The organism is Spiractinospora alimapuensis (assembly GCF_018437505.1).
Taxonomy (GTDB): Bacteria; Actinomycetota; Actinomycetes; order Streptosporangiales; family Streptosporangiaceae; genus Spiractinospora; species Spiractinospora alimapuensis.
Map to the genome: position 1 here is coordinate 965,239 of NZ_CP072467.1, position 25,113 is coordinate 990,351.

19 protein-coding genes, 1 tRNA gene and 1 pseudogene are annotated in these 25,113 nt (G+C 69.0%); 6 read left to right on the forward strand and 15 right to left on the reverse strand.

Annotated elements, in window-relative coordinates; translation table 11 throughout:
* Positions 1–21 precede the first annotated feature (21 nt).
* Entirely contained in the window at positions 22–654 is a 633-nt protein-coding gene (locus J4H86_RS04530) for an NUDIX domain-containing protein (RefSeq protein WP_236542249.1), read from the reverse strand.
* Positions 651–2,309, reverse strand: a complete 1,659-nt coding sequence (locus tag J4H86_RS04535; protein WP_236542250.1) for a CTP synthase — start codon at positions 2,307–2,309, stop codon at positions 651–653. The genes J4H86_RS04530 and J4H86_RS04535 overlap by 4 nt, the downstream gene beginning before the upstream one ends.
* A 389-nt stretch (positions 2,310–2,698) precedes the next feature.
* Between J4H86_RS04535 and J4H86_RS27210 the strand changes: the two genes are divergently transcribed.
* On the forward strand, positions 2,699–2,821 hold the full coding sequence (locus J4H86_RS27210) for a hypothetical protein (RefSeq protein WP_269134529.1): 123 nt from the start codon (positions 2,699–2,701) through the stop codon (positions 2,819–2,821).
* Here the strand turns inward: J4H86_RS27210 and J4H86_RS04540 are convergent.
* The 6 genes and pseudogenes from J4H86_RS04540 to polA all read right to left on the reverse strand — a co-directional run bounded on the left by J4H86_RS04540 (position 2,818) and on the right by polA (position 12,256).
* Positions 2,818–3,812: pseudogene (locus J4H86_RS04540) on the reverse strand (GNAT family N-acetyltransferase). The gene J4H86_RS27210 and the pseudogene J4H86_RS04540 overlap by 4 nt on opposite strands.
* Before the next feature lie 295 nt (positions 3,813–4,107).
* Positions 4,108–6,210 carry an excinuclease ABC subunit UvrB gene (gene uvrB / locus J4H86_RS04545; RefSeq protein WP_330932486.1) on the reverse strand — a complete coding sequence of 701 codons (2,103 nt, stop codon included), beginning with the start codon at positions 6,208–6,210 and terminating at the stop codon, positions 4,108–4,110.
* Positions 6,211–6,335: 125 nt separating this feature from the next.
* A complete protein-coding gene (coaE, locus tag J4H86_RS04550) occupies positions 6,336–6,929 on the reverse strand; it encodes a dephospho-CoA kinase (protein ID WP_236542251.1) in 594 nt (197 codons plus the stop codon).
* 63 nt (positions 6,930–6,992) lie between these two features.
* Positions 6,993–7,517, reverse strand: a complete 525-nt coding sequence (locus J4H86_RS04555) for a GNAT family N-acetyltransferase (protein ID WP_236542252.1) — start codon at positions 7,515–7,517, stop codon at positions 6,993–6,995.
* A 95-nt stretch (positions 7,518–7,612) separates the two neighbouring features.
* Positions 7,613–9,124 carry a 30S ribosomal protein S1 gene (gene rpsA, locus J4H86_RS04560; RefSeq protein ID WP_236543899.1) on the reverse strand — a complete coding sequence of 504 codons (1,512 nt, stop codon included), beginning with the start codon at positions 9,122–9,124 and terminating at the stop codon, positions 7,613–7,615.
* A gap of 351 nt (positions 9,125–9,475) precedes the next feature.
* On the reverse strand, positions 9,476–12,256 hold the full coding sequence (gene polA, locus J4H86_RS04565) for a DNA polymerase I (protein WP_394356447.1): 2,781 nt from the start codon (positions 12,254–12,256) through the stop codon (positions 9,476–9,478).
* Positions 12,257–12,336: 80 nt separating this feature from the next.
* Between polA and J4H86_RS04570 the strand changes: the two genes are divergently transcribed.
* The gene (locus tag J4H86_RS04570; RefSeq protein WP_236542253.1) at positions 12,337–12,753 is read left to right on the forward strand and encodes a PaaI family thioesterase; all 417 of its coding nucleotides are present in this window, start codon (positions 12,337–12,339) and stop codon (positions 12,751–12,753) included.
* A 249-nt stretch (positions 12,754–13,002) separates the two neighbouring features.
* Complete coding sequence (locus tag J4H86_RS04575; RefSeq protein WP_236542254.1) at positions 13,003–14,250, forward strand: ABC transporter substrate-binding protein; 1,248 nt, start codon at positions 13,003–13,005, stop codon at positions 14,248–14,250.
* Between the two features lie 141 nt (positions 14,251–14,391).
* On the opposite strand, the gene J4H86_RS04580 is transcribed toward J4H86_RS04575, so the two are convergent.
* Positions 14,392–15,012 (reverse strand): helix-turn-helix domain-containing protein, encoded by a 621-nt coding sequence (locus J4H86_RS04580; RefSeq protein ID WP_236542255.1) that lies wholly within the window; start codon positions 15,010–15,012, stop codon positions 14,392–14,394.
* A gap of 81 nt (positions 15,013–15,093) precedes the next feature.
* Between J4H86_RS04580 and J4H86_RS04585 the strand changes: the two genes are divergently transcribed.
* On the forward strand, positions 15,094–16,098 hold the full coding sequence (locus J4H86_RS04585; RefSeq protein WP_236542256.1) for an NAD(P)/FAD-dependent oxidoreductase: 1,005 nt from the start codon (positions 15,094–15,096) through the stop codon (positions 16,096–16,098).
* Between the two features lie 1,314 nt (positions 16,099–17,412).
* Here J4H86_RS04585 and J4H86_RS04590 read toward each other — a convergent pair.
* From J4H86_RS04590 to J4H86_RS04610, 5 genes are all read right to left on the reverse strand, one after another.
* Complete coding sequence (locus tag J4H86_RS04590) at positions 17,413–18,249, reverse strand: ABC transporter ATP-binding protein (RefSeq protein ID WP_236542257.1); 837 nt, start codon at positions 18,247–18,249, stop codon at positions 17,413–17,415.
* On the reverse strand, positions 18,246–19,118 hold the full coding sequence (locus J4H86_RS04595; protein WP_236542258.1) for an ABC transporter ATP-binding protein: 873 nt from the start codon (positions 19,116–19,118) through the stop codon (positions 18,246–18,248). Before J4H86_RS04595 ends, J4H86_RS04590 begins: the two co-directional genes overlap by 4 nt.
* Positions 19,108–20,133 (reverse strand): branched-chain amino acid ABC transporter permease, encoded by a 1,026-nt coding sequence (locus J4H86_RS04600; RefSeq protein ID WP_236542259.1) that lies wholly within the window; start codon positions 20,131–20,133, stop codon positions 19,108–19,110. Before J4H86_RS04600 ends, J4H86_RS04595 begins: the two co-directional genes overlap by 11 nt.
* 8 nt (positions 20,134–20,141) lie before the next feature.
* Complete coding sequence (locus tag J4H86_RS04605) at positions 20,142–21,707, reverse strand: branched-chain amino acid ABC transporter permease (protein WP_236542260.1); 1,566 nt, start codon at positions 21,705–21,707, stop codon at positions 20,142–20,144.
* Positions 21,708–21,968: 261 nt separating this feature from the next.
* Positions 21,969–22,481: an ANTAR domain-containing response regulator gene (locus J4H86_RS04610; RefSeq protein ID WP_236543901.1), complete on the reverse strand. Its 513-nt coding sequence runs from the start codon at positions 22,479–22,481 to the stop codon at positions 21,969–21,971.
* Positions 22,482–22,655: 174 nt separating this feature from the next.
* On the opposite strand from J4H86_RS04610, the gene J4H86_RS04615 reads away from it, so the two are divergent.
* Together J4H86_RS04615 and J4H86_RS27360 are read left to right on the forward strand one after the other, a co-directional pair.
* A tRNA-Leu gene (locus J4H86_RS04615) sits at positions 22,656–22,741 on the forward strand.
* A gap of 517 nt (positions 22,742–23,258) precedes the next feature.
* Entirely contained in the window at positions 23,259–23,612 is a 354-nt protein-coding gene (locus J4H86_RS27360; RefSeq protein ID WP_330932487.1) for a hypothetical protein, read from the forward strand.
* A gap of 61 nt (positions 23,613–23,673) precedes the next feature.
* Here the strand turns inward: J4H86_RS27360 and pyk are convergent, their stop codons facing one another.
* Positions 23,674–25,104 (reverse strand): pyruvate kinase, encoded by a 1,431-nt coding sequence (pyk, locus tag J4H86_RS04625; RefSeq protein WP_236542262.1) that lies wholly within the window; start codon positions 25,102–25,104, stop codon positions 23,674–23,676.
* Positions 25,105–25,113 lie beyond the last annotated feature (9 nt).

Sequence of the window (25,113 nt, forward strand, 5' to 3'; positions counted from 1 at the left end):
AGCGAACACCCGTGTGGTGGATCACTCCTCCGGCGCGTCCGCGGAACGCAGGCCGCCGAATGCGTCGCCGTGGGCCGCTGACGCGGCGAGCACCCCGACCTGCGCCAACGCGTTGTGAACATCCCCCGACAGTACAGCCGCCACCGCCTGTGGCAGCGGGACCCACGCCAGGGGCATGTCGGCTTCCTCGTGCACGCGCTCGAAGTCCACCTCACTGGCGGGGACCTCGCGCAGGTCCCGCGCCAGGAAGATCCGCACCCGCTCGTTGGAGGACCCCGGGGTCGTGTAGAGGTCCACCAGGGTGTCCCAGCGCCGCGCCTCGTACGAGGCCTCCTCGAGGAGCTCCCTGCGCGCCGTGGCCAACGGGGGCTCACCCGCCTTGTCCCGCAGCCCCGCCGGAATCTCCCAGAGCTGGCGCCCCACCGCGTGACGGTACTGGCGCAGCATCAGCACCCGGTCCCGGTCGTCCACCGCGACGACGGCGACCGACCCGGGATGTTCCACCCGCTCCCGGGTCACCAGCTCGTCACCGTCGGACCCGGGCATGCGCACCCAGTCGGTACGCACCCGCACCACGGCACCGTCGAAGCCGACGTCGCTCTTCTCGACCGGCCACGCCTCGGGGTAGTCGCGGACCGGATCGACCGCGGTCACTGTCCCGCCCCCGACACCTTCTCCTGGCTGTGCTTCAACGCGGCGGCGGCGAGTCCCACGAACAGCGGGTGGCCCCGCGTGGGCCGGGACAGGAACTCCGGGTGCGCCTGGGTGGCGACGAAGAACGGGTGCGTCTCCCGCGGCAGCTCCACGAACTCGACCAGCGTGCCGTCGGGCGACAGGCCGGAGAACACCAGCCCCGCCTCCTCCAACCGCTCCCGGTAGGCGTTGTTGACCTCGTAGCGGTGGCGGTGCCGCTCCTTCACCTCCTCGGCGGAGTAGGCCTCACGGACGAGGGAGCCCTCCGCCAGACGCGCGGGGTACAGGCCCAGACGCATCGTCCCGCCCATGTCCCGCTCCCCCGCCACCACATCGGCCTGCTCGGCCATGGTGGCGATGACGGGCGCCTCGACCGAGCTGTCGAACTCGGCGCTGTCGGCTCCCGGAATCCCGACGACCGTGCGCGCGAACTCCACGACGACGCACTGCAGGCCCAGGCACAGCCCCAACAGGGGAACCTCGTTCTCCCGGGCGTAACGCACCGCACCGATCTTGCCCTCGATGCCGCGGATACCGAAGCCGCCGGGGATCACCACACCGTGCACCCCCCGCAGCTCCCGCGCCGCGCCCTCGGGGGTGGCGCAGGCGTCACTGGGAACCCAGCGAATGTTCACTCGGGTGTCCTCCGCGAACCCGCCGGCGCGGATGGCCTCGGTCACCGAGAGGTAGGCGTCGGGCAGGTCCACGTACTTGCCGACGAGGGCGACCGTCACCTCGTGCGCCGGGTGGTGCACCCGACGCAGCAGCTCGTCCCACTCCCGCCAGTCCACGTCCCGGAACGGCAGACCGAGCCGCCGCACCACGAAGGCGTCCAGACCCTCCCGGTGCAGGACCTTGGGGATGTCGTAGATCGAGGGAGCGTCCGGGGTGGCGACGACACCCCCCTCGTCCACGTCGCACATGAGGCTGATCTTGCGCTTCATGGAGGTGGGGATGGGACGGTCCGACCGGCACACGATCGCGTCCGGCTGGATTCCGATGCTGCGCAGCGCGGCCACCGAGTGCTGGGTCGGCTTGGTCTTCAGTTCGCCCGAGGGGCCGAGGTAGGGAATGAGCGAGACGTGCAGGAACAGGCAGTCCTCACGTCCGATCTCGTGACGGATCTGGCGAACCGCCTCGAGGAACGGCTGGGACTCGATGTCCCCGACGGTCCCCCCGACCTCGGTGATCACGACGTCCACGTCGTCGCCCGCCATCGCGTAGATCCTGGACTTGATCTCGTTGGTGATGTGCGGGATGACCTGGACGGTGTCGCCGAGGTAGGCGCCCTGGCGCTCCTTGGCGATGACGCTGGAGTACACCTGGCCGGTCGTGACGTTGGCCGTGCCGGAGAGCTCGGTGTCGAGGAAGCGTTCGTAGTGCCCGATGTCCAGGTCGGTCTCGGCGCCGTCGTCGGTGACGAACACCTCTCCGTGCTGGAACGGGTTCATGGTGCCGGGGTCGACGTTGAGGTAGGGGTCGAGTTTCTGCATCGTGACCCGCAACCCCCGCGACTTCAACAGCCGACCGAGACTTGAGGCCGTCAGGCCCTTCCCGAGGCTGGAGGCGACCCCGCCGGTGACGAAGAGATGTTTGGTTCTCGCGGCGGATGCCAAGGCGCTGCTCCCGTGGTTGAAGAACGTACGGCCCCGGGAAACACCAGGTGACCGTGCGGTTTCCGCTAGTGGCGACGCGTGATGACGCGCTCCGGTTTCCCAGCGGACTCCACGGGCCACCAGGATAACAGTCCTCGGAGACAGCCCTGCTGCTGGTCGCGCCCGCGACGTGGACGCGGTGCGCACCGCCCCACTCCACGACCACGGGCATCACACGCGGCAACGCCGCCGGCGTAGGCGATCGGGGCCACCGACGAGGGTCCCGTGCCCGCGCACGACAGCGGTCCAACCCGCTCCGGATCGGTCATGGTGTTGGTCTCGGACGGTGGGTGTTGTCGACCCCCACCGGTTGGATGTTGCGTGATCCCGGTGGGGGTGGAGAAAACCTGGTGGGGGTAGTCATCTCCGCGAACGGCACCGAACCGACCCCCACCCGATTGATCATGGTGTTGGTCTCGGACTCCCCGCCGCGGGCCCTCGCCTCCGCGTCCCGGGCCACCGCCCCGTTCTAGCGCAGCGCCAGGGCGGGGCGGACCTCCCAGGTCGTCCACAGCGGACGGTAACCCATCCGGTGCCAGAACGGGCCGGACAGCGGGTTCTGGATGGCGTAGTGCAGCAGGCTCACGTCGAAGCCGTGCGCGTCCATCGCGTGGTGCGCCTGGTTCACCAACATCGTCCCGATGCCCCGGCCCCGCGCCTCCTCGGCGACCACCATGTAGCCCACGTAGGCGGCCGGCGCCGCGTTGACCAGAGGGGTGATCCAACGGGCACGGTGTGGCGGCAGCACCCACAGCAGGCCGGTGGGACTACCGCGCCGCTCGGCGATCCACACCCACGAGGGGCGTTCGCTAGGGCTCGGGTCACCACGCGGCGGGTCTGCTCCGCGGTCTCCGGCTGGATGAACACCCCACCGAAGTGCTCCTCGTAGCGGTGTTCCTCCATCACCAGGGAGACGACCGCCGCCACGTCGTCGAGGTCGGCCAGACGCACGGTGACGTCGCGGGGCGGCAACGACGGTGGTACCCCCCGCCCCCGACCGCGCACCGCGAGCACCGTCTGGGGCTGCAGACCGTGGCGGCGCAGGGGACGCACACCGGCGACGTCACGCGCCGGCCAGGTCAGCAGGGCCGCCGACTCCGCGCCCACCCCGGTGGGCGCGGTCTCCAACTGATCGCGCCACAGGGTCAGCAGCTCGTCGAAGGCGACCTCCGGGTCGGGGCCGCCCACCAGCGGCGTGAGCCAGTTCTGGTCGGGAACGCCCCAGGTGCGCCCGGCCTCGCCCGGCTGGAACCAGGAGTAGCGCATGGTGCCGGCCGCGACCGGACGGTCGGCCGCGTCGCTGACGGTCAGCAGCGGGTTGGTGCTCGCCGCCGGGTTGAACGGCGGCGCGAGATAGGCGTCGGTGGTGGACCAGCGCCGGGCGACCGACCGGATCAGCGGATCGAACCGGGCGGTCGTGCCCGGGCCGTCCTCGTGGTCGACCCGCGTGACGAACCCACCCATTGCCCGTGCCCTCCAAGCGGTAACGCGGTAGCCCGCACGCGACCAGAATCACGAGTCCCCAGAAGAACTAACGTGACGTGGTGGGGACGCCACTCGACATTACCGGTATTTCCCGGGGTTTCGTGGAAACTTCAAACAGCCCGTTGCCCAATCGACGCATTGCACGTGCTGATGGTTTTGCACCATGCACGTGCACGAGAAAGCCCGCTACACAGGCGTTTCTCGTACGCGATGCGCACTCGACCACCCCGCGCCGAGACGGGAGTGACACCCGCCCCCCACCCCGCGCCGACGGTCAGTCCACTCCAGCGGTCTCCATGCCACGCAGCTCCCGCTTCAGCTCCTTTACCTCGTCACGGATCCGCGCGGCCAACTCGAACTGCAGGTCGGCCGCCGCCTGGTGCATCTGGTCAGTGAGCTTGTCGACCAAGGTGGTCAGCTCCGCCCGCGGCATGGAGGACACGTCCCCGGCCACACCCGACTCGGCCGCGGCCAGAGTGGGCACCGGCGCGCTGGAACCGGCCTGACGGTACCCGGACCGCATGAGCTGCTCGGTGTCGATGTCCTCACGCGTCAAGGAATCCAGGATGTCGGCGATCTGCTTGCGCAGCGGCTGGGGGTCGATCCCGTGCTCGGCGTTGTACTCCAACTGCTTCGCCCGCCGCCGGTTGGTCTCGTCGATGGCGGCCCGCATCGCCTCGGTGACCTCGTCGGCGTACATGTGCACCTGACCGGCGACGTTCCGCGCCGCGCGCCCGATCGTCTGGATCAGGGAGGTCGCGGACCGGAGGAACCCCTCCTTGTCGGCGTCGAGGATCGCCACCAGGGACACCTCCGGCAGGTCCAGTCCCTCACGCAGCAGGTTGATGCCGACCAGGACGTCGAAGGAGCCCACACGCAGTTCCCGGAGCAGTTCCACCCGGCGCAGCGTGTCGACCTCGCTGTGCAGGTAACGCACCCGAACCCCGACCTCGGTGAGGTAGTCGGTCAGGTCCTCGGCCATCTTCTTGGTGAGCGTGGTCACGAGCACTCGCTCGCCGCGTTCGCCGCGCGTCCGGATCTCGTGCAGCAGGTCGTCGATCTGGTCCTTGGTCGGCTTGACGACGACCTCGGGGTCGACCAGGCCCGTGGGACGGATCACCTGCTCCACGACGTCACCGCCGACCTGGCGCAGCTCGTAGCCGCCGGGGGTCGCCGACAGGTACACCGTCTGTCCGATGCGTTCGACGAACTCCTCCCACTTCAACGGCCGGTTGTCCAGCGCCGAGGGCAACCGGAACCCGTGCTCCACCAGGGTGCGCTTACGCGACGCGTCGCCCTCGTACATGCCGCCGATCTGCGGCACCGTCACGTGGGACTCGTCGATGACGAGCAGGAAGTCCTCGGGGAAGTAGTCCAGAAGGGTGTTGGGGGCGCTGCCCGCCTCGCGCCCGTCGAAGTGACGCGAATAGTTCTCGATGCCCGAACAGGTCCCGATCTGGCGCATCATCTCGATGTCGTAGGTGGTGCGCATGCGCAGCCGCTGCGCCTCCAGCAGCTTGCCGCCCCGCTCCAGTTCCCCGAGGCGTTCGGAGAGCTCGGCCTCGATGTCGCCGATGGCCCGCTCCGTGCGTTCGGGGCCGGCGACGTAGTGCGACGCGGGGAAGATGTAGAGCTCCTGGTCCTCCCCCAACACCTCGCCCGTCAACGGGTGCAGGGTGAGCAGACGCTCCACCTCGTCGCCGAACAGCTCGATGCGCACGGCGAGCTCCTCGTACACCGGGATCACCTCCACGGTGTCGCCGCGCACCCGGAACGTTCCGCGGGTGAAGGCGGTGTCGTTGCGGGTGTACTGCATGTCGACCAGGCGACGCAGCAGGTCGTCGCGGTCGACCCGCATTCCGACCTTGATGCTCGCCATCCGGTCCACGTACTCCTGCGGCGTGCCCAGGCCGTAGATGCAGGACACCGACGAGACCACGACGGTGTCCCGACGCGTCAACAGCGAGTTGGTCGCGGAGTGCCGCAGGCGCTCCACCTCGTCGTTGATCGAGGAGTCCTTCTCGATGTAGGTGTCGCTCTGTGGGACGTAGGCCTCGGGTTGGTAGTAGTCGTAGTAGGAGACGAAGTACTCGACCGCGTTGTTGGGCAGCATCTGGCGCAGTTCGTTGGTGAACTGGGCCGCGAGGGTCTTGTTCGGCTGCATGACCAGGGTCGGCCGCTGGACCCGCTCCATCAGCCACGCCACGGTGGCGGTCTTGCCGGTCCCCGTCGCTCCGAGCAGCACCGCGTTGCTGTCGCCCGCCTCGATCCGCCGGGTCAGCTCCTCGATGGCCCGGGGCTGGTCACCGGCCGGGGACATGTCCGAAACCACCTCGAAGGGTGCCAGCTTGCGTTGGATGTCGGTGACCGGGCGCACGAAAGACCACTCCCCACAGCGAGAACCGTACTCACGTTCAACGGTAGCGGGCACCGGCGCCATTCCCGCCCGGCCGCGGGCCCGGTGAGAGGCCGCGGGACCCCCCGACGGCCGGACGGACGGCGTCACCCTCCGGGGACGATCTCCCGCCACAGGGCCTCGACCCGGGAGTCGAGGTCGGTCAGGGCCCCGGAGTTGTCGATGACGTGGTCGGCGGCGGCCAGTCGTCGTTCGCGGGAGGCCTGCGCGGCGATCCGCTCCTTGGCGTGCGCCTCGTCCATCCCACGGTCCCGGACGAGCCGCGCCAGCCGCACGTCCTCGGGAGCGTCGACCACCACCACGACGTCGAAGTCCGGGCCGAGGTCGTTCTCCACCAGAAGTGGCACGTCGTAGACGACGACGGCGTCGTCGGGCGCCGCGGCCACCAACTCCTGGGTGCGGGCGGCCACGCGGGGGTGCACGATGGCGTTCAACGCGGCGAGTTCGTCGGCGTCGGCGAACACCAGCCGCCCGAGGCGCTCCCGGTCCAGGGCACCGTCGGGACGCAGGACCTCCGTCCCGAACCGTTCGACCACCGCCCGCAACCCCGGCGTGCCGGGGGCGACCACCTCACGCGCGACTTGGTCGGCGTCGACCACGACCGCGCCCCGGGCGGCGAGCCGCCGCGCGACCTCGCTCTTGCCCGAACCGATTCCTCCGGTGAGTCCAACCCTTCGCATGGACCGCAGCCTACGGGGTGACGGCGGGGTCCACGGCGTCCGGTCGCCTCCAACGGGGCCTGGCTACGCGGACGGCAGCGACTTGCGCATCTGCACCAGCGAGAGGTGGTCCGCGGCCCGTTCCGTGCTCACCTCGCTGTAACCCAGCCCTCGGTAGAGGGCGCGCCGCGCGTCGCACACCGGCGCGACGAAGGAGGCGAGCGACGCCACGCGCGGATACTGGTCCCGCACCCGCCACTCCAGTTCCTCCATCAGCTTCCGGCCGACCCCGCGTTGCCGCCGGTCGGGGGCGACCGCGAGCCGGCTCACGAGGAACGTGGCGTCCTGGGCCACCCCGCGCACAGTGCCGACGATCCGGGAGCCGTGCGTGGCTTTCAGGAGGATCGCGCCGCGGTCCAGTTGTTGGCGGACCTGGCCCTGACTCTCGGTGAGGGGCAGGATGAAGGGGTCACCGAAGAACTGCGCCTCGTCGACGAACGCCGCGCGCATGAGGGTCCAGACCTCCCCCACGTCCTCGGGCTCCACCGGGTCGACGACCGTTTCGGGCAGCCGGGTGGACACGTCGGACCGTCGCGGGGGCTGGCTCATGCGCCAATTCAAGCACAATCGGGCCGCCCCGAGTGGGACGGCCCGATCGTTACCTGCTGTGCGCTGTCATCCCGTCACCGGGACGCGGTGGAGCCTCAGGCGTCGCCGCCGCCGGCCAGTTTCTCCCGCAGCGCCGCGAGCGCCTCGTCCGTCGCGAGAGCGCCACCGCTCTGCGCGCCGCCGGAGGAGGAGCCACGCTGGGCACCGCCACCGGAGGAGGCACGCGGAGCCTCGGCTTCCTCGACCTCGTCGACCGGCTCGGCCGGTGCCTCGGCGTCGGCCTGGCGGGCTTCCTCCACCTGCTTGCGGTGGGCCTCGAAGCGGGACTGGGCCTGCGCGTATTGCGCCTCCCACTCCTCGCGCTGAGTGTCGTAGCCCTCCATCCACTCGCCGCTCTCGGGGTCGAAGCCCTCGGGGTACTTGTAGTTCCCCTCGTCGTCGTACTCCGCGGCCATGCCGTAGAGCGTCGGGTCGAACTCCTCCTGGTCGGGGGAGACGCTCTCATTCGCCTGCTTGAGCGAGAGGCTGATCCGACGACGCTCCAGGTCGATGTCGATGATCTTGACGAAGATCTCGTTGCCGACCTGCACGACCTGCTCGGGAATCTCGACGTGGCGCTCGGCCAGCTCCGAGATGTGCACCAGACCCTCGATGCCCTCCTCGACACGCACGAACGCGCCGAAGGGAACGAGCTTGGTGACCTTGCCGGGAACGACCTGGCCGATCTGGTGAGTGCGCGCGAACTGCTGCCAGGGGTCCTCCTGGGTCGCCTTCAGCGACAGGGAGACGCGCTCGCGCTCCATGTCCACGTCCAGGACCTCGACCGTGACCGGCTGGCCGACCTCGACGACCTCGCTGGGGTGGTCGATGTGCTTCCAGGACAGCTCGGAGACGTGCACCAGACCGTCGACCCCGCCGAGGTCCACGAACGCACCGAAGTTGACGATCGAGGAGACCGTGCCCTTGCGGATCTGGCCCTTCTGCAGGGTGTTGAGGAAGGTCTGGCGGACCTCGGACTGCGTCTGCTCCAGCCAGGCACGGCGGGACAGGACCACGTTGTTGCGGTTCTTGTCCAGCTCGATGATCTTGGCCTCGAGCTCGCGTCCCACATACGGCTGCAGGTCGCGGACACGGCGCATCTCCACCAGGGAGGCGGGCAGGAAGCCCCGCAGGCCGATGTCGAGGATCAGACCGCCCTTGACGACCTCGATCACCGTACCGGTGACGATGCCGTCCTCTTCCTTGATCTTCTCGATCGTGCCCCAGGCGCGCTCGTACTGGGCGCGCTTCTTGGAGAGGATGAGGCGGCCTTCCTTGTCCTCCTTCTGGAGGACAAGCGCCTCGACGTGGTCGCCGACCGCGACGACCTCGTTCGGGTCCACATCGTGCTTGATGGACAGTTCCCGGGACGGGATGACGCCCTCGGTCTTGTAGCCGATATCGAGCAGGACCTCGTCTCGATCGACCTTCACTATGGTGCCTTCGACGATGTCACCGTCGTTGAAGTACTTGATGGTCTCGTCGATCGCGGCGAGGAAGGCTTCCTCGGACCCGATGTCGTTGATCGCTACCTTGGGTGTCGAGGTGGCCTCGGTGCTGCTCGTCATGTGTAGGTGGACTCCGGATACGGACATGGACAGAGAATGGTGAGCTGCGCGCCCGCGGCCGCCGGCCCTCTCGGACCCACGCCACCCCGAACTCCGGGGGCCCAACACCTCCGGAAAGGAGTATGACAACAGACACCAACAGGGGCGAAGCCCCTCACCTGTCGCGACACCGCACCAGTGAGCTGGACATGCGAACACACAACGCTCCGGCAAGGATAGAAGAACGCCGCGCGTTGGTCAATCTGAGAGCCCGCACATCACCTAAAAAGTCGGATATTTCGCCCGCATAGTACCAGCCGATGTGCCCTCCCCCGTGCTCGCACCGACGAGGGCACCCTCCGGCGTGGGTGATCAGTGCGCCGCCGACTCCCAGTCCCGCCCCGACCCGAGGGACACCGCGAGCGGCACGCGCAGGTCATAGGCCCCGGCCATCTCGCGACGCACCAGCTCCGAGACGGTGTCCAGTTCGCCGGGCGCGACCTCCAGCACGAGCTCGTCGTGGACCTGCAGGAGCATGCGGGACCGAACGTCGGCCGCGCGCAGCGCGCCTTCGACGCGGAGCATGGCGACCTTGATCACGTCGGCGGCCGACCCCTGGATCGGGGCGTTGAGCGCCATCCGCTCCGCCATCTCGCGACGCTGGCGGTTGGTGCTCGTCAGGTCGGGCAGGTAGCGGCGTCGCCCCAGCATGGTCTGGGTGTAGCCGTCCTGGCGTGCCCGGTCGACCGCCGCGCGCAGGTAGTCGCGCACGTCGCCGAACTCGGCGAAGAAGTCGTCCATCAGGGTGCGCGCCTCGTCGGGCGCCACCCCGAGCTGTTGGGCGAGCCCGAAGGCGCTCAGGCCGTAGGCCAGGCCGTAGTTCATGCCCTTGATGCGGGCCCGCGCCTCGGCGTCGACCTGTTCGCGGTCGATCCCGAACACCCGCGCCGCCGCCTCGGTGTGGAAGTCGTGTCCGCTCTGGAAGGCCGCGATGAGGGAGTCGTCCTGCGAGAGGTGCGCCATGATCCGTAGTTCGATCTGGCTGTAGTCCGCGGTGAGCAGTGTCTCGTAGCCCTCGCCCGCGACGAACGCCCGGCGGATACGGCGCCCCGCGTCGGTGCGCACGGGGATGTTCTGCAGGTTGGGATCGGTCGAGCTGAGCCGGCCCGTCGCCGCGACGGTCTGGTTGTAGGTGGTGTGGATCCGGCCGTCCACCCCGATCGTCTTGACCAGGCCCTCGACCGTCGTGCGCAGTTTGGTCTGGTCCCGGTGCCGCAGCAGGATGACGGGCAGGTCGACGTCGGGGCGCTGTTCGGCCAGCCAGGCCAACGCGTCGGCGTCGGTGGTGTACCCGGTCTTGATCTTCTTGGTCCGGGGCAATTCCAGCTCGTCGAACAGGATGCCCTGAAGTTGTTTCGGGGAGCCCAGGTTGAAGCTGCGGCCCACCGACTGGTGCGCCTCCTGTTCGGCCTGTCGGACCGCGGACGCGAACTCCGACTCCAGGCCGTCGAGGTAGTCGCGGTCCACGGCGATCCCGCGGCGCTCCATCGCCGACAGCACGGAGACGAGTGGGAGTTCCAGGTCGCTGAGTAGTGCGGCCTCGCCCCGTCGGCCGAGCTGGGCGTCGAGCTCGGCCGCGAGTTCGACGGTGGCGCGCGCCCGGGCGGCCAGGGCCGCGCCGCCGGGCTCCTCGTCACCGGAGATGTCCAGGGCGAGCTGGCCGTCGCCGGACCCCTCGGAAAGCTCGCGCCCCAGGAATCGTTGGCACAGCTCGGCGAGGTCGTAGGCGCGCTGGCCGGGGGTGAGAAGGTAGGCGGCGAGACGGGTGTCGGTGTCCAGCCCGGCCAGGGTCCAGCCGCGCCCGGCGAGCGCCGACATCGGTCCCTTCGCGTCGTGCACCGCCTTCCTCCGCGCGGGATCGGCCAGCCACGTCGCGAGCGCGGACTCGTCCTCGTCGGTCAGTCGGGTAGGGTCCACCAGGACCGCGCCGCCCGCCGCGTCACTGATCGCCAACGCCTCGACGTCGGTCGTTCCCTCGACGGCGAGGCCGAGACGGCGGTCGTCGGTGGCGTGCTCGGCCAACCAGGCGCCGAGCCGCCCGGGTTCGGTGGTGGCGACGTCGACGGGGAAGCCGGCGGCGACGGCGGACTCCGACGCCTGGATCTCGGTCTCCGTGCCGCGGACCAGGTCGAGCGCGGCGATGAGGCGGTCCCGCAGGCCGGCGCCGAACTCGAGCAGGTCGAACAACCCGTTGACCCCGCTCTGGTCGAACGCGCCGAAGGTGAGGTCCTGGACCGCGAAGCCGGTCGCGACGTCCCGCAGGAGCCGGTTGAGCTGGTAGTTGCGCAGGACGTCACCGAGATGCGCCCGCAGGTTCTCCCCCGCCTTGCCGGTGATCTCGTCCGCGTGGTCGACGATGCCGTGGATCGAGCCGTACTTGGCGATCCACTTGGCCGCGGTCTTGGGCCCCACCCCGGGAATGCCCGGGAGGTTGTCACTCTTCTCCCCGACCAGCGCGGCGAGGTCCCGGTATCGCTCCGGCGGCACACCGTACTTGGCCTCCACCGCGTCCGGCGTCATGCGCGCCAGGTCGGCGGGAGTCCGACCGGGATAGAGCACGGTGCAGCGGTCGGTGACCAGTTGGAAGGCGTCACGGTCCCCGGAGGCGATGACGACCTCGACCGACTCCTCCCCCGCCAAGGTGGCGAACGTCGCGAGGATGTCGTCGGCCTCGAAACCCGCGACCGACACACCCCTGATCCCGATCAGGTCGAGGAGTTCCTGCATCAGTTCGACCTGACCGGCGAACTCCGGCGGACTCTCGTCGCGTCCCGCCTTGTACTCCGTGTACCCCTCGTGCCGGAACGTCGGCTCCGACCGGTCCCAGGCGACCGCCACGTGCGTCGGCCGCTCGTCGGCGAACAGCTTCACCATCATGGAGGTGAAGCCGTAGACGGCGTTGGTCGACTGTCCGGTGCTGGTGGTGAACTTCTCCACCGGCAGGGCGTAGAAGGCGCGGAACGCCATGGAGTGCCCGTCGATCAACAGCAGCCGTCGCCCGCCGTCCCCGGTCGCGCCCGGGGGCGCCGATACTGGGAGGGATTCGCTGCCGGTCGTGCTGCTTGCCTGGGGGTTCTCCGATGCATTGGCCACGGCCAAATCCTAGGGCCCCTCGCGGACAACCGTGCGGCGCGACATTGTGATCCACAGAGAGTGAAGAGGCGCGGAACCCGATGCAGACGGACATCGCAGAGCTGGTCAAGTCACTGGGAACGAACCCCGGTGGCCGCTTGGGCGAGAAGATGGGGATCGAACTGCTGGAGTTCTCCCCCGACCGCGTCGTGGGCCGGATGCCCGTCACCGACAACACCCAGCCCTACGGGCTGCTGCATGGTGGGGCGTCCTGCGTGCTGGCCGAAACCCTGGGGTCGGTCGCCGCCGCGGCGCACGCCGCCCCCGACCGCGTCGCGGTGGGCATCGAGCTCAACGCCACTCACCACCGCAGCGCGACGGGAGGACACGTCACGGGGGTCGCGCTTCCGCTCCATCTCGGTCGGACTCTGGCGACCTACGAGATCGAGATCGTGGACGACGCGGAGCGTCGCGTGTGCTCGGCGCGCCTGACCTGCATGCTCCGCGACCCGCGCTGAACCCGCCGTGGCCTGCGTGTCCCCCTGCCCGGTTGGCTACGACCGCATAACATCATGAAGGCGACTCGGCAGCGACTTCCAGTCCCATCTTCCTCGTCAGCACCGTTTCTGCTTAGGTTCAACCAGGACGCACCTAATTCGTACTGAATTGTGCGAACAACACCCGGATGCCCGTTTGATTGCCGAGGAACCGGCAGACGCGGCGGCCACTGTGAACGCACATGACGCTGGTTGAACGGAGAGACATCAATGTCCAGGAGAAAGGCCCTTGGCTACTCGGCGGCAGTCGCCGCGCTGGCCCTCGGACTGGCTGCGTGTGACTCCGGTGGGAATGGTGACGGCGGAAACGGTGACGCCGACGTCGATCCCCTGGTGATCGGGCAGATCGCTCCGGAGTCCGGTTCGCTGGCCTTCCTCGGCCCGCCCCAGATCGCCGCCGCGGAACTCGCCGTGCAGGACATCAACGACGCCGGTGGGATCCACGGGACCGAGATTCCCGACATCGTCAACGGTGACGAGGGCGACGACGCGACCCTCGCCCAGGAGGCCGCCGACCGCATGGTGACCGAGGGCGTGTCCGCGGTCATCGGCCCCGCCGCCTCGGGCATGGCCGCCGCGACCTACGACACCATCACCGGTGCCGGGATCGTGCAGTGCTCGGGCTCGACGACGGCGCCCGACCTCTCCGACATCGACGACGACGGCTACTTCTTCCGTACCGCGCCGAGCGACGACCACGCCGGACCGGCCATGGGGCAGGTCATCGTGGGCGACGGCCACAGCACGGTCGCGATCGGGTACCGCGCCGACGACTACGGCGAGGGCTACGCCGACAGCCTCGAGGCGGAGCTGGAGTCCGTGGGTGCCGAGGTCACCGCCAAGGTCGGCTACGACCCCGACACCACGAACTTCGACCCGATCGTCAGCGACATGACCGACGGCGACCCCGACGCCTTCGCCCTGGTCGCGTTCGAGGAGGGCACCGGCGTCCTCGCCGGCCTGTTCGAGGCGGGCGCCGAGGGTGACCAGATGTACGTCACCGACGGCATGCAGGTCGACGACCTCGGCGAGCGGATCGACGAGTCCGACCCGGGCATCGTCGACGGCGTGTCCGGTGTCGCCCCGGGCGCGGACGCCCCGGAGTTCTCCGAGGCCCTGCAGGAGCACACCGACGGTCTTGACTCCGAGCAGTTCGCCGCGCAGGTCTACGACTGTGTGACGATCATCGGTCTGGCCGCGGAGGCCGCGGAGAGCACCGACCCGACCGAGTACGTCAACGAGATGGCCGGCGTCACCCAGGACGGCACGGAGTGCTCGGACTTCGCGGAGTGCCGCGACCTCCTGGCCGACGGTGAGGACATCGACTACCAGGGCAAGAGCGGTGGCATCGCCTTCGACGACAACGGCGACCCCACGCAGTCCACGTACCAGAACTTCGGGTACGACGACGGTGGCGATCAGACCGTCTTCGGTTACGAGGACATCGGCGGCGAGTAGGCGGGCACGGCGGCCGGATCCGCGTCGGACACCGGCCGCCCCCGTCTCACGGCGGTGAACGCCGCGTACGGCAGAGGACGGGTGGATCGCGGGAACGACCGCGGCCCACCCGTCTTTCGCGTATGAGGGACCCGCTCTCGGCTAATCCTCGCCGTGATCCGCCGACGACCGCGTGGCCGGCCGGGCCCGCACGTGCGCGCGCTCGCCCTGTTGGCCGAACAGACTGAGGAACTCCACCGGGGCCTCGTCCGCGCAGCCGAACCAGTGCGGAACGTGGGTGTCGAACTCCGCGGCCTCCCCGGGCGCCAGCACGATGTCGTGTTCCGCGAGCACGAGGCGCAGCCGACCGTTGAGGACGTAGAGCCACTCATATCCCTCGTGCGTCTGCGGGACGGGGACCGACGGAGGGTTCGTGGGCGTGATCACGAACTTGTAGGCCTGGATGCCACCAGGGCGGCGGGTCAACGGCAGCAGCGTCATGCCGTCGCGGGTGATCGGCCGCAGGTGGATCCGCGGGTCTCCGGTCGCCGGCGCGTCGACGAGGTCGTCCAGGGTGACGCCGTGCGCCCGCGCCAACGGGAGCAACTGTTCCAACGTGGGGCGGCGCCCGCCGGACTCCAGGCGCGACAGTGTGCTCGCCGAGATCCCGGTCGCCTCCGACAGGTCCGTGAGTGTCGTCCCGTGGCGTCGCCGCAGCGCGCGCAGTCGGGGCCCCACCGCGTCCAGCGCCCGCTCCAGCCCCTGTGCGTCCGGCTCCTCCATACCTCGGATTTTGCCAGATCAGCAACGAATGTTGCAAGGATCTGGGTGGGGTACGCATCCTCGTGTGTGGAGGTGTTCATCGTGACTGACCAACTCAACGACAACTACGACGTGATCGTGATCGGTGGAGGCGCCGCCGGCCTGAACGGCGCCCTGATGCTGGGACGAGCCCGGCGGTCCGCCGTCGTGATCGACGCCGGCTTCCCACGCAACGAACCGGCCGCCGGAGTCCACGGCCTCCTCGGCCGGGAGGGGGTGAGCCCCACCGCCCTACTCGAACGAGGACGCGCGGAGGTCCGCGGCTACGGGGGCCACATCGTGACCGGCGCCGTGGCGACGGTCACCCCAGACACGCGCGGACCACACGACGCGGAATCACCCACCGGCTTCACCGTCACCCTGGCCGACGGACGCGGCGCCCACGCGCGCCGGATCCTCGTCACCAGCGGCCTGGTCGACGAACTCCCCGACATTCCGGGAGTTCGCGAACACTGGGGCCGCGGGGTGCTGCACTGTCCCTACTGCCACGGGTGGGAGGTGCGCGACCAGCCGATCGGGGTCCTGGCGACGGGTCCGATGTCGGTCCATCAGGCACTCCTCTTCCGCCAGTGGAGCGATGACGTCACCTACTTCGCCCACACACTCCCGGAGCCGAACGCGGAACAGGCCGAGCGACTCGCCGCACGCGACATCCGCGTCGTCTCGGGAGAGGTGACGCACGTGACGGCGGAGAGCGAGCGCGTCACCGGCGTCCGTCTCGCCGACGGCACCCTGGTCGAACGGCACGCCGTCGCCGTCGCGCCGCGGATGGTGGCACGGACGGACTTCCTCGCAGGGATCGGGCTCAGCCCCGAACCACACCCGTCCGGGATGGGCGAACACATTCCCACCGACGTCACCGGACGGACGACCGTCCCCGGTGTGTGGGCCGCGGGCAACGTCACCGACCTGTCGGCGCAGGTCGGCCCGGCCGCGGCCGCCGGAGCGAACGCCGCCGCCCAGATCAACGCCGACCTCGTCACCGAGGAGACCGACCACGCCGTGGCCCGACGCCGCACCGCCGAGGCGCCCGCCCCCACCGTGTGACCGACGCGCTGGGCCGCCGGCGTAGGAGCGCGATCGCGGGTTTCGGATCAGGGAGCGGCCGTCGCCCCTCCTGGGGCCGCTTCGCGATGACGTCCGAGCGGCGGCCCAGGCGTCGGCTCGCATGGCGATCCGAGCTGAGCGTCCTGGTGGGCTGTCTGAGCTGGGTGTGCGAAAAGGATCGGCGCGGCGAACGTCGTCCTCGCGATCGCGAACCTCCAGCACCCCCGATGCACACGTCGGTGAGAAAAGCGCGACCCAGGGTCGGCGCCCATGGTCGGAGGGCGGTTCGGACGCCCAGACGCCCGTCTCCACCACACCACCATGGGCCGAACGCCAGTCGGGATTCGCCGTCCGGCACCGAGGTCCACCTCCGCCGAGACAACGACACGGTACGAGAGGCCATCGCGCCGAACACGCGCCGGGGCGAGGGGGCGTGACTCCCCGAGCCCTCTCGGCCCGCGCGGCCTGAGGACCCAACAGGCACGAGGGAGTCCGCCGGCCACCGGGCCGAGGACGCGGTCCTCCAGGGCGTGGGTCCCGTCCGTCAGTCCCCGCCAGAGGCGGTCCGCACCCGCCGGCCACGCCCTGTCGGTCGAGGCTCCGTACGGGGGAACACCCCAATTCGCGCCGCGGGGGAACCCCGACACCGGTCGGAACAAGGCCACGGCAGGAGGAGAGACAGGCACATCGAACCACGGGGGCGCCATCGCCAGTACGGGCCACCGGTGAGGCACACACCCGGAGCGGAGTCCGCCGCTCACCGACAAGGACCACCGGATCGCTGGTGATGGCACAGCCACCCCCACTCACCGGACCCACGGCCACGCCACCACCGACCGCTCCCCCGGGCCGCCACCGAACGCGGCCCGAACCCGGGTGCGCCGACCAACGAAACGAGGTCACCGCGGGACCCGCCCGCGAGGCTTGGCGCTGCCGGGGCGGAGAACCGCCGTGCAGGCAACGTCCGCTGGCCGAGGCAAGGGAAGCCAGGGAAGAGAGAAGAAGGCGGCCGGGTCGCCCTCGTTCGACCCGACCTACGAGGAGACCGGGTACCGCCACGCCCGCGCCGTACCTCGTGGAGGGCGTGCCACGGCCCGCCGGTCGGCGCGTGCTGGCACGAGACAGCGACGGGGCCGACGCGCCGTGGCTGGCGAGCCACGGGTGAGGCCGTCCCCCGAGGTGTCGCGCAACCCGCTCGTCGCGGGTGCGCGGAGGATCCGCGACGTGGCACGTCGGGCCCCACCGGCGCGGGCGACCAGGCGCCGACGGGGCGTCCCCGGGGTGCACCCCTGTGAGGCACCCCGGGGACACCGGTCACGCCTTGGCCAGCGTGCCCAGGTAGAGCTCGATCACGTTGGGGTCGTTGAGCAGGTCCGCGCCGGTGCCGGTGTAGGCGTTGCGTCCCTGGTCCAACACGTAGCCCCGGTGGCAGATCTGCAGACAGCGCCGGGCGTTCTGCTCCACCATGATGATGGAGACCCCGGAGGAGTTGATCTCCTTGACCCGCTGGAAGACCTCGTCCTGGTAGATCGGGGACAGACCGGCGGTCGGCTCGTCCAGCAGGAGCACCTGCGGCTCCATCATCAGCGCCCGCCCCATGGCGACCATCTGACGCTCACCACCCGACAGCGATCCGGCCTTGGCCTTGCGCCGGTCCCACAACAGCGGGAACAGGGCGGCCACGGCCTTGATGCGTGCCTGAACCTGGCGGGGGCGCAGGTACGCGCCCATCTCCAGGTTCTCCTCGATCGTCAGCGACGGGAACACGTTGCGGGTCTGGGGGACGTACCCGACCCCGCGTTCCACCAGCGCGTGCGCCTCCAGCCCGGCGATGCTCTCACCACGCAGCTCCAACGAGCCACCGCGGATCCCCAACAGACCGAAGACCGTCTTGATCAGGGTGGACTTCCCGGCGCCGTTCGGCCCGATGATGGCCACGACCTCGCCGTCGGAGAGGGTCAACGTGCAGCCGTCCAGGATGTTCACCCCGGGAACGTAGCCCGCCACCAGGTCCTCCGCCACGAGGAGGTAGTCCTGGGACCGGTCCACCGTCACGCCGCCGGCCTGGTCCAGCACCTCCTCACGGACGCGCTGGATCTCCGCCTCCGTGGCGTCGGGAACCTCCTGCTTGTCCGACTCCTCGCCGCTCACTCGTCCTCCGTACTGGACGCGTCCGCGCCCGGATCGTCGTGCTGCGTCCCCAGGTAGGCGTCGATCACCGCTTGGTTGGAGCGAATGTCCTGCGGCCGCCCCTCGGCGATCACCGACCCCTGCGCGAGAACCACCACCCAGTCACTGATACCCATCACGACGTCCATGTCGTGTTCGACGAACACCACCGACATGCCGTCGTCCCGCAGACCCGTGATGTGCCCCAGCAGTGACTGCACCAGCGCCGGGTTCACCCCCGCCATCGGCTCGTCCAACATCACCATGGAGGGACGCACCATCAGCGCGCGCGCCATCTCCAACAGCTTGCGCTGCCCACCCGACAGCCCGTTGGCGAGCTCATCACGCATGTGCGCGAGGTTGAACCGTGCCAGCAGCTCCTCCGCCCGCGCCCGGTTCTCCTCCTCCTGCGCCCGCCACCCGGATCGCAGGAACGCGCCGAGGAAGTGCTCACCCTTCTGCCCCGGCGCGGCGAGCAGCATGTTGTCCAGCACCGTCATCCGGGTGAGCGCCTTGGTGAGCTGGAAAGTACGCACCAGCCCACGCCGCGCCGCCTTGTGGCCGGCGACACCGTCGAGCCGCTCCCCCTCGAACCACGACCTGCCCTCGTCCATCCGGTCGAAACCGGTCAACAGATTGAACAGCGTGGACTTCCCCGCACCGTTCGGACCGATGAGAGCGGTGATCGTGCCCCGTTGCACCTCCAGGCGTCCGACGTCCACCGCCGTGAGACCACCGAAGGAACGGCGGACCCCCGCGCAGCTCAGGATGGGGTCCGGCTTGCTGACGCCCGGCTCCGCCGCCAGACCTTCCAGCCCCGGACCAGGATCGGTGACCGCGTCACTTGACATTGATCAACATCTCCCTGCGATCTCCGAGGAGGCCCTGGGGCCGGTAGATAATGAGCAGCACCAGCACGAGGCCGACCACGGAGTGCCGCACCGCCCCCAACTGGTCGCCACCGCTGATGAAGGGAAGCATTCCCATCGAGTCCAGGCCACGCACCACCCCGTCAGTCAGGGCGAGGAAGAACCACAGCACGACCGGCCCCACGATGGGACCCCAGGTCCGTCCCGCTCCACCCAACAGCAGCATCGCCCAGACGTAGAAGGTGATCTGCGGCCAGAACTGGTCCGGGGTGATCGCCGCCTGGTTCACGGCCATCAGACAACCGGCGAGGGCACCGAGCACACCGCCGATGACGAGACTCTGCAGCTTGTACCCGAACACGTTCTTGCCGAGGCTGCGGACCGCCTCCTCGTCCTCACGGATGCCCTTGATGACCCGCCCCCACGGGCTGTGCACCAGCATCCACATGATGACGCTGGCGATGGCCACCATGCCCCACCCGAGCACCATCACCCACAGGTTGGTGTGGGTGAAGGTGATCCGGTTCAGCACCGGCACGAACTCCAGGAGCGGCAGGTCCCCCGGACCGTAGCGCCCCGAGGGGATGGGGTTCAGGTCCTGCCACCCGCCGGACAGGTTCTGCCGACCGTAGACACCACCGGTGAGGTCACGCGAGAACGGCGCGCGGTAGATCATCCGCAGCACCTCCGCGATCGCGATCGTGGCGATCGCCAGGTAGTCGGCCCGCAGCCGCAGCGTCGGGATGCCCATCAGGAGCGCGAGCACGATCGCGCACCCGACCCCGGCGAGGAAACCCGCCCACAACGGCCAACCGAAGGTACCGACCCCGATGCCCACACCGTAGGCACCCACCAGCATGAAACCGACCTGACCGAAGTTCAGCAGGCCCGTGTATCCGAAGTGCATGTTCAGACCGATGGCGGCTAAGGCGTACGTCGCCGCGATCGGACCCAGGGCCGTGGCGATGCTCACGGCGAGGACTTGCGCGATATCCATGTGAGCTCCTAGCCGACCCGTTCCCGGCGGCCCAGGATGCCCTGGGGCCGGACCAGCAACATGACGATCATCAGCGCGAGTGCCCACGCCTCCATCAACTGAATGGGGAACCACAACGTGGAAAGCTGCGCGATGAGCCCGATGAATATGCCGCCCACCATCGCGCCGTAGGCGGTCCCCAGGCCGCCGAGGATGACCGCCGCGAACATGAGGAGCAGGAGGAAGAAGCCCATCTCATAGAACACGGCCACGTTCAGACCGAACAGCACACCACCCAGCGCGGCCAGACCACCTCCGAGCATCCACACGTACAGCGTCACGCGGTCCACGTTGATCCCGGAGGACTCCGCGAGGTCGCGGTTGTCCGAGACGGCACGCATCGCCTTACCGATCCGGGTGAACTGCAACATGCTCGCCACGGCCACCAGCACCACGATCGCGACGACCATGATCGTCAGGTCGCGCGGCGTGATCGAGAACGGCCCCAGGGACATCGGCTCCTGGATCCGGTACTCACGGAAGTTCATCCGACCGCCACCGAACATCACCAGCATCACGTGGCGCAGCAGGATCGCGAACCCGATCGACACGATGAACATCTGGATCAACGCGACGTGCCGCTTACGCAGCGGACGCCAGATGAAGTGCTCCATCCCGCCACCCAGTGCGGCGCCCAAGGCCACCACCAGGACCGCGGCGAGCGCCACCGGGACGCTCCAACTGAGCCAGTCGCCGTATATCCCGAGGAAGACCACCGAGGTCCCGATCCCCACCAGCGCCACCGCCAGCGGAACCCCGGTACGCACGGCGCGGCTCGCCTGCCCCTTGAGGAAGTGCTTCGCGCCCAGCGCCAACAACACGCTGGCGACGATGCCCAGGATCGAGTTACCGAGGCCGGCCGCGTTCACGGTGAACATCAGGGCGAACAAGGCCCCGAAGGTGACCAGGTCGCCGTGCGCGAAGTTGATCATCCGCGTGGTGCCGAAGATCAGCGAAAGGCCGATCGAGCACAGCGCGATGATCAGACCGTAGAGCAGGCCCGTCAGGGCCGTCTGGGCCAGGCGCTCGCCGAAGGGGGCGCCACGCTGAACGTCAGGTTCCAGCCCCGCCCCGGCGGCGTCCTCGTCCTCCTCCGCGGCGTCTGCCTCCTCGTCCGCGGCTTCCGTCTCCTCCTCTGCGGCGTCGGCCTCCTCGTCGTCGGCCTGCCACTCCTGGCCCGGCTCACCGAGGTTGAAGATGACGCGTGACTCGCCGCGGACGGTCACGGAGGCGTGTTCGGGGCCCGGGTTGGCGATGACGTACTCGTCCGGGACGGTGTCCTCGTCGAGTACGACGCGGTACTCCCCGGCCTCGGGTAACTCCATCTCCCACGCGCCGTCGGAGTCGGTTTCGGTTGTCGCGACCTCGGTGTCGCCGGAGTAGGCGGTGATCCGCAGGCCCTCGACCGGTTCGGGCTGTTCAACGGATCCCCACAGCCTAGCTTCACCGCCGTCGTCGTCGGCGACCGCTCCGCCCGGCGCCACGATGAACGTGACGGCCAGGCTGAGCAGAACTATCGCGAGGCGTCTGAGCACACGCGCTCCCTTGCCCATCAGGTTTTGGATCTCCTTCGGCGACTCGCGCGAAGGCGGCCGGCCGGAGGACCCGGCCGGGATGGGCGTGATTTTAGTCCGTTTTACCTGGGGTTCCAGTGGCACTAAGCGGTCACTGCACGCACGTAACCCAAACGTCACCCCAGTTGCCCAAAATGAGTCCAAATCGCGATTTTTCGGATATCCGGACCGCCGCGAGCGACCTCACCACACGGGAGAACACAGGACCCGACTCAGACCGACTCAGTCACTGAGGGTGTCGATCACCGTCTCGGCGACCTTGCGCATGGTCAACCGACGGTCCATCGAGTTCTTCTGGATCCACCGGAACGCCTCAGGCTCACTCAAACCATGCTGGCTCTGCAGCAAACCCTTGGCCCGCTCGACCAGTGTGCGCGTCTCCAGACGCTCCGCCATCGAACTGACCTCGGCCTCCAGCGCGGCACGCTCGGCGTAGCGGCTCATGGCCATCTCCACCGCGGGCACCAGGTCACTCTTGGTGAACGGCTTCACCAAGTAGCTCATCGCTCCCGCCGCACTCGCGCGCTCGACCAGGTCCCGCTGGGAGAAGGCCGTCAGTATCACGACCGGAGCGATCCGGTCCGCCGAGATCCGCTCCGCGGCCGACAGCCCGTCCAGGATCGGCATCTTGATGTCCAGGATCACGAGGTCGGGCTCCAACTCCCGGGCCAGCCGCACAGCGGCCTCGCCGTCACCGGCCTCCCCCACAACCAGATAGCCGTCCTCCTCAAGCATCTCCTTGAGGTCCAGGCGGATCAGGGCCTCATCCTCCGCGATGACTACGCGGCTCTGCGTCTTGGTCACAACACGAGGGTATCGGGATGCGTTAGTATGCTTGGGACGGGCACCCCGAGCACGGTGCTCTTCCCACCTTCACAACTCGGACACATACCCCGATGTCCGAATAATGCCGGAATGGTGGAATGGTAGACACTATGACCTCAAAAGTCATTGTCCGAAAGGGCGTGTGGGTTCGAATCCCACTTCCGGCACCACCCAAGTAGTTATCCACAGAGAATTCAGGGCGCCTAGACAACATATGCGGCGCCGCGCACGCTCGACGGTATGTATTCACGTGAAACCGTTGATGTCGCCCTTCGACTCCACTCACAAGGCTTCAACGATCGCCAGGTAGCGGAACGCTGCGGGGTGTCCATCGGCGCGGTACGCCACTGGCGGACGGGTCGGCGCCGCTCACCGGAGGCAGGGCATTCGCTCGCCGAACGCACCACGTACTGCCCGGTCTGTGCCAACGGTCCACTCGACGGCGAGGCCTACGCATATCTGTTGGGACTTTACCTCGGCGACGGACACATCTCGAAATCGCGGCGAGGTGTTTACTTCCTCTCCATTTACTGCGCCAATGAATATCCCACCCTGATGAAAATGTGCGCTGACGCCATGGGGGCCGTTTTTCCGGTCTCGTCGTTCCAGGTCGCGCGCCCCGGTTGCGTGGAGATCAAATCCGCGTCCAAACACTGGCCCTGTGTCTTCCCGCAGCACGGTCCGGGAATGAAGCACAGTCGGCGCATCGTGTTGGCGGGGTGGCAGGAGGACGTCGTGACGCGTCACCCCGGGGCGTTGGTACGGGGACTGATCCACTCCGACGGGTGTCGGTTCACCAACCCGGTGCGGCGTCGGGTGGCCGGCGAGTGGAAGCACTACACCTATCCCCGGTACATGTTCAGCAACACCTCGGCCGACATCATCGCGATCCTCGGCCACGCGCTGGACCGGTTGGGGATCGCGTGGCGGCTGCGGTGGCGGACCCACACGCACCCCAACCACCAGCCCACCGGGACTCTGTCCGTCGCCCGACGCGAGTCGGTCACCCGGTTGGACGCGCTGGTCGGTCCGAAACGGTGACCGGCCCCCGGGGTTTCCCCCGAGGGCCGGTGTGGTCACGCGGGTGTCGCGGTGCGTCGCGTCACTCTCCGTGCGCGATCACGTCGCCGATCCGGTGCACGCGCAGCGCGTTGGTCGAACCGGGGGATCCGGGCGGGCTGCCCGCGACGATCACGACCTTGTCGCCCTTGTGGAACCGTCCACTGGCCAGTAGGCCGTTCTCGACCTGGCGCACCATCTCGTCGGTGTGCTCCACGAACGGCGCGCTGAAGCACTCCACGCCCCAGGTCAGCGACAACTGGGCGCGGATCGAGTCGTTGGCGGTGAAGGCCAGCAGCGGGATCCGGGAACGGTACCGGGCCAGCCTGCGCGCGGTCTCGCCACTCATGGTGAACGCGACCAGGGCCTTGGCACCGATGGTGGCACCGACCTCGGCCGCGGCGCGCGCGATGGCTCCGCCCACGGTCTCGGGAATGCGGTCGAGCATGTGGCTCGCCCGCAGGGTCTCCTCCTCCGCCGCCATGATGATCTGGCTCATGGTGCGCACGGCCTCGACGGGGTACTCCCCCACACTCGTCTCCGCGGAGAGCATCACGGCGTCCGCCCCGTCCAACACGGCGTTGGCGACGTCGGACACCTCCGCCCGGGTCGGGCGGGGCGCGTGAATCATCGACTCCAGCATCTGGGTGGCGACGATGACCGGGTGCGCCTTGTCACGGCAGCGTTCGATCGCACGCTTCTGCACCATGGGGACCTTCTCCAGGGGCAGCTCCACACCGAGGTCACCGCGGGCGACCATGACGGCGTCGAAGACGGCGCAGATGTCCTGCAGACGCTCGACGGCCTGCGGCTTCTCGATCTTGGCAATGAGGGGGACGCGCACCCCGACCTCGTCCATGATGGCGTAGCAGGCGTCGGCGTCGGCGGGGCTGCGGACGAAGGAGAGGGCGACCATGTCGACCCCTCGTCCCAGCGCCCAGCGCAGGTCCTCGGTGTCCTTCTCGGTCAGCGCCGGGACGCTGACCGCGACGCCGGGCAGGTTGATGCCCTTGTGGTTGGAGACCGTTCCTCCGACGACCACGCGGGTGTGGACCTCGGTGGCGGTGGTCTTGAGGCACTCCAGGACGATGCGTCCGTCGTCGACGAGGACGCGGTCCCCCGGCTGCACGTCGCCGGGCAGACCCTTGTAGGTGGTGGAGGCGCGGCGCGCGTCTCCGGGAACGTCCTCGGTGGTGATGACGAACTCGGCGTCCACCTCGAGCTCGGCCTCTCCCTGGGCGAACGTTCCCAGGCGGATCTTCGGGCCCTGGAGGTCGGCGAGAACTCCGACACTGCGACCGGTGGCGGCCGACGCGGCCCGGACGTTGTCGTACAGGGCGTCGTGTGCGTCGTGGTCGCCGTGACTGAGGTTGAGTCGGGCGACGTCCAGGCCGGCCTCAACCAGGCTCTGGATACCTTCTCGACTCGAGGCGGCTGGCCCCAGCGTGGCGACGATCTTTGCTCTGCGTCTCACATGACCACT

Bases quoted from the DNA above. Each gene is read 5' to 3' on its own strand.
- coaE (WP_236542251.1), bottom strand. From the start codon at position 6,929: ATGCGAAGGGTTGGACTCACCGGAGGAATCGGTTCGGGCAAGAGCGAG.
- J4H86_RS04555 (WP_236542252.1), bottom strand. From the start codon at position 7,517: ATGAGCCAGCCCCCGCGACGGTCCGACGTGTCCACCCGGCTGCCCGAA.
- rpsA (WP_236543899.1), bottom strand. From the start codon at position 9,124: ATGACGAGCAGCACCGAGGCCACCTCGACACCCAAGGTAGCGATCAAC.
- J4H86_RS04570 (WP_236542253.1), top strand. From the start codon at position 12,337: ATGCAGACGGACATCGCAGAGCTGGTCAAGTCACTGGGAACGAACCCC.
- J4H86_RS04575 (WP_236542254.1), top strand. From the start codon at position 13,003: ATGTCCAGGAGAAAGGCCCTTGGCTACTCGGCGGCAGTCGCCGCGCTG.
- J4H86_RS04580 (WP_236542255.1), bottom strand. From the start codon at position 15,012: ATGGAGGAGCCGGACGCACAGGGGCTGGAGCGGGCGCTGGACGCGGTG.
- J4H86_RS04595 (WP_236542258.1), bottom strand. From the start codon at position 19,118: ATGTCAAGTGACGCGGTCACCGATCCTGGTCCGGGGCTGGAAGGTCTG.
- J4H86_RS04600 (WP_236542259.1), bottom strand. From the start codon at position 20,133: ATGGATATCGCGCAAGTCCTCGCCGTGAGCATCGCCACGGCCCTGGGT.
- J4H86_RS04610 (WP_236543901.1), bottom strand. From the start codon at position 22,481: ATGCTTGAGGAGGACGGCTATCTGGTTGTGGGGGAGGCCGGTGACGGC.
- J4H86_RS27360 (WP_330932487.1), top strand. From the start codon at position 23,259: ATGAAGCACAGTCGGCGCATCGTGTTGGCGGGGTGGCAGGAGGACGTC.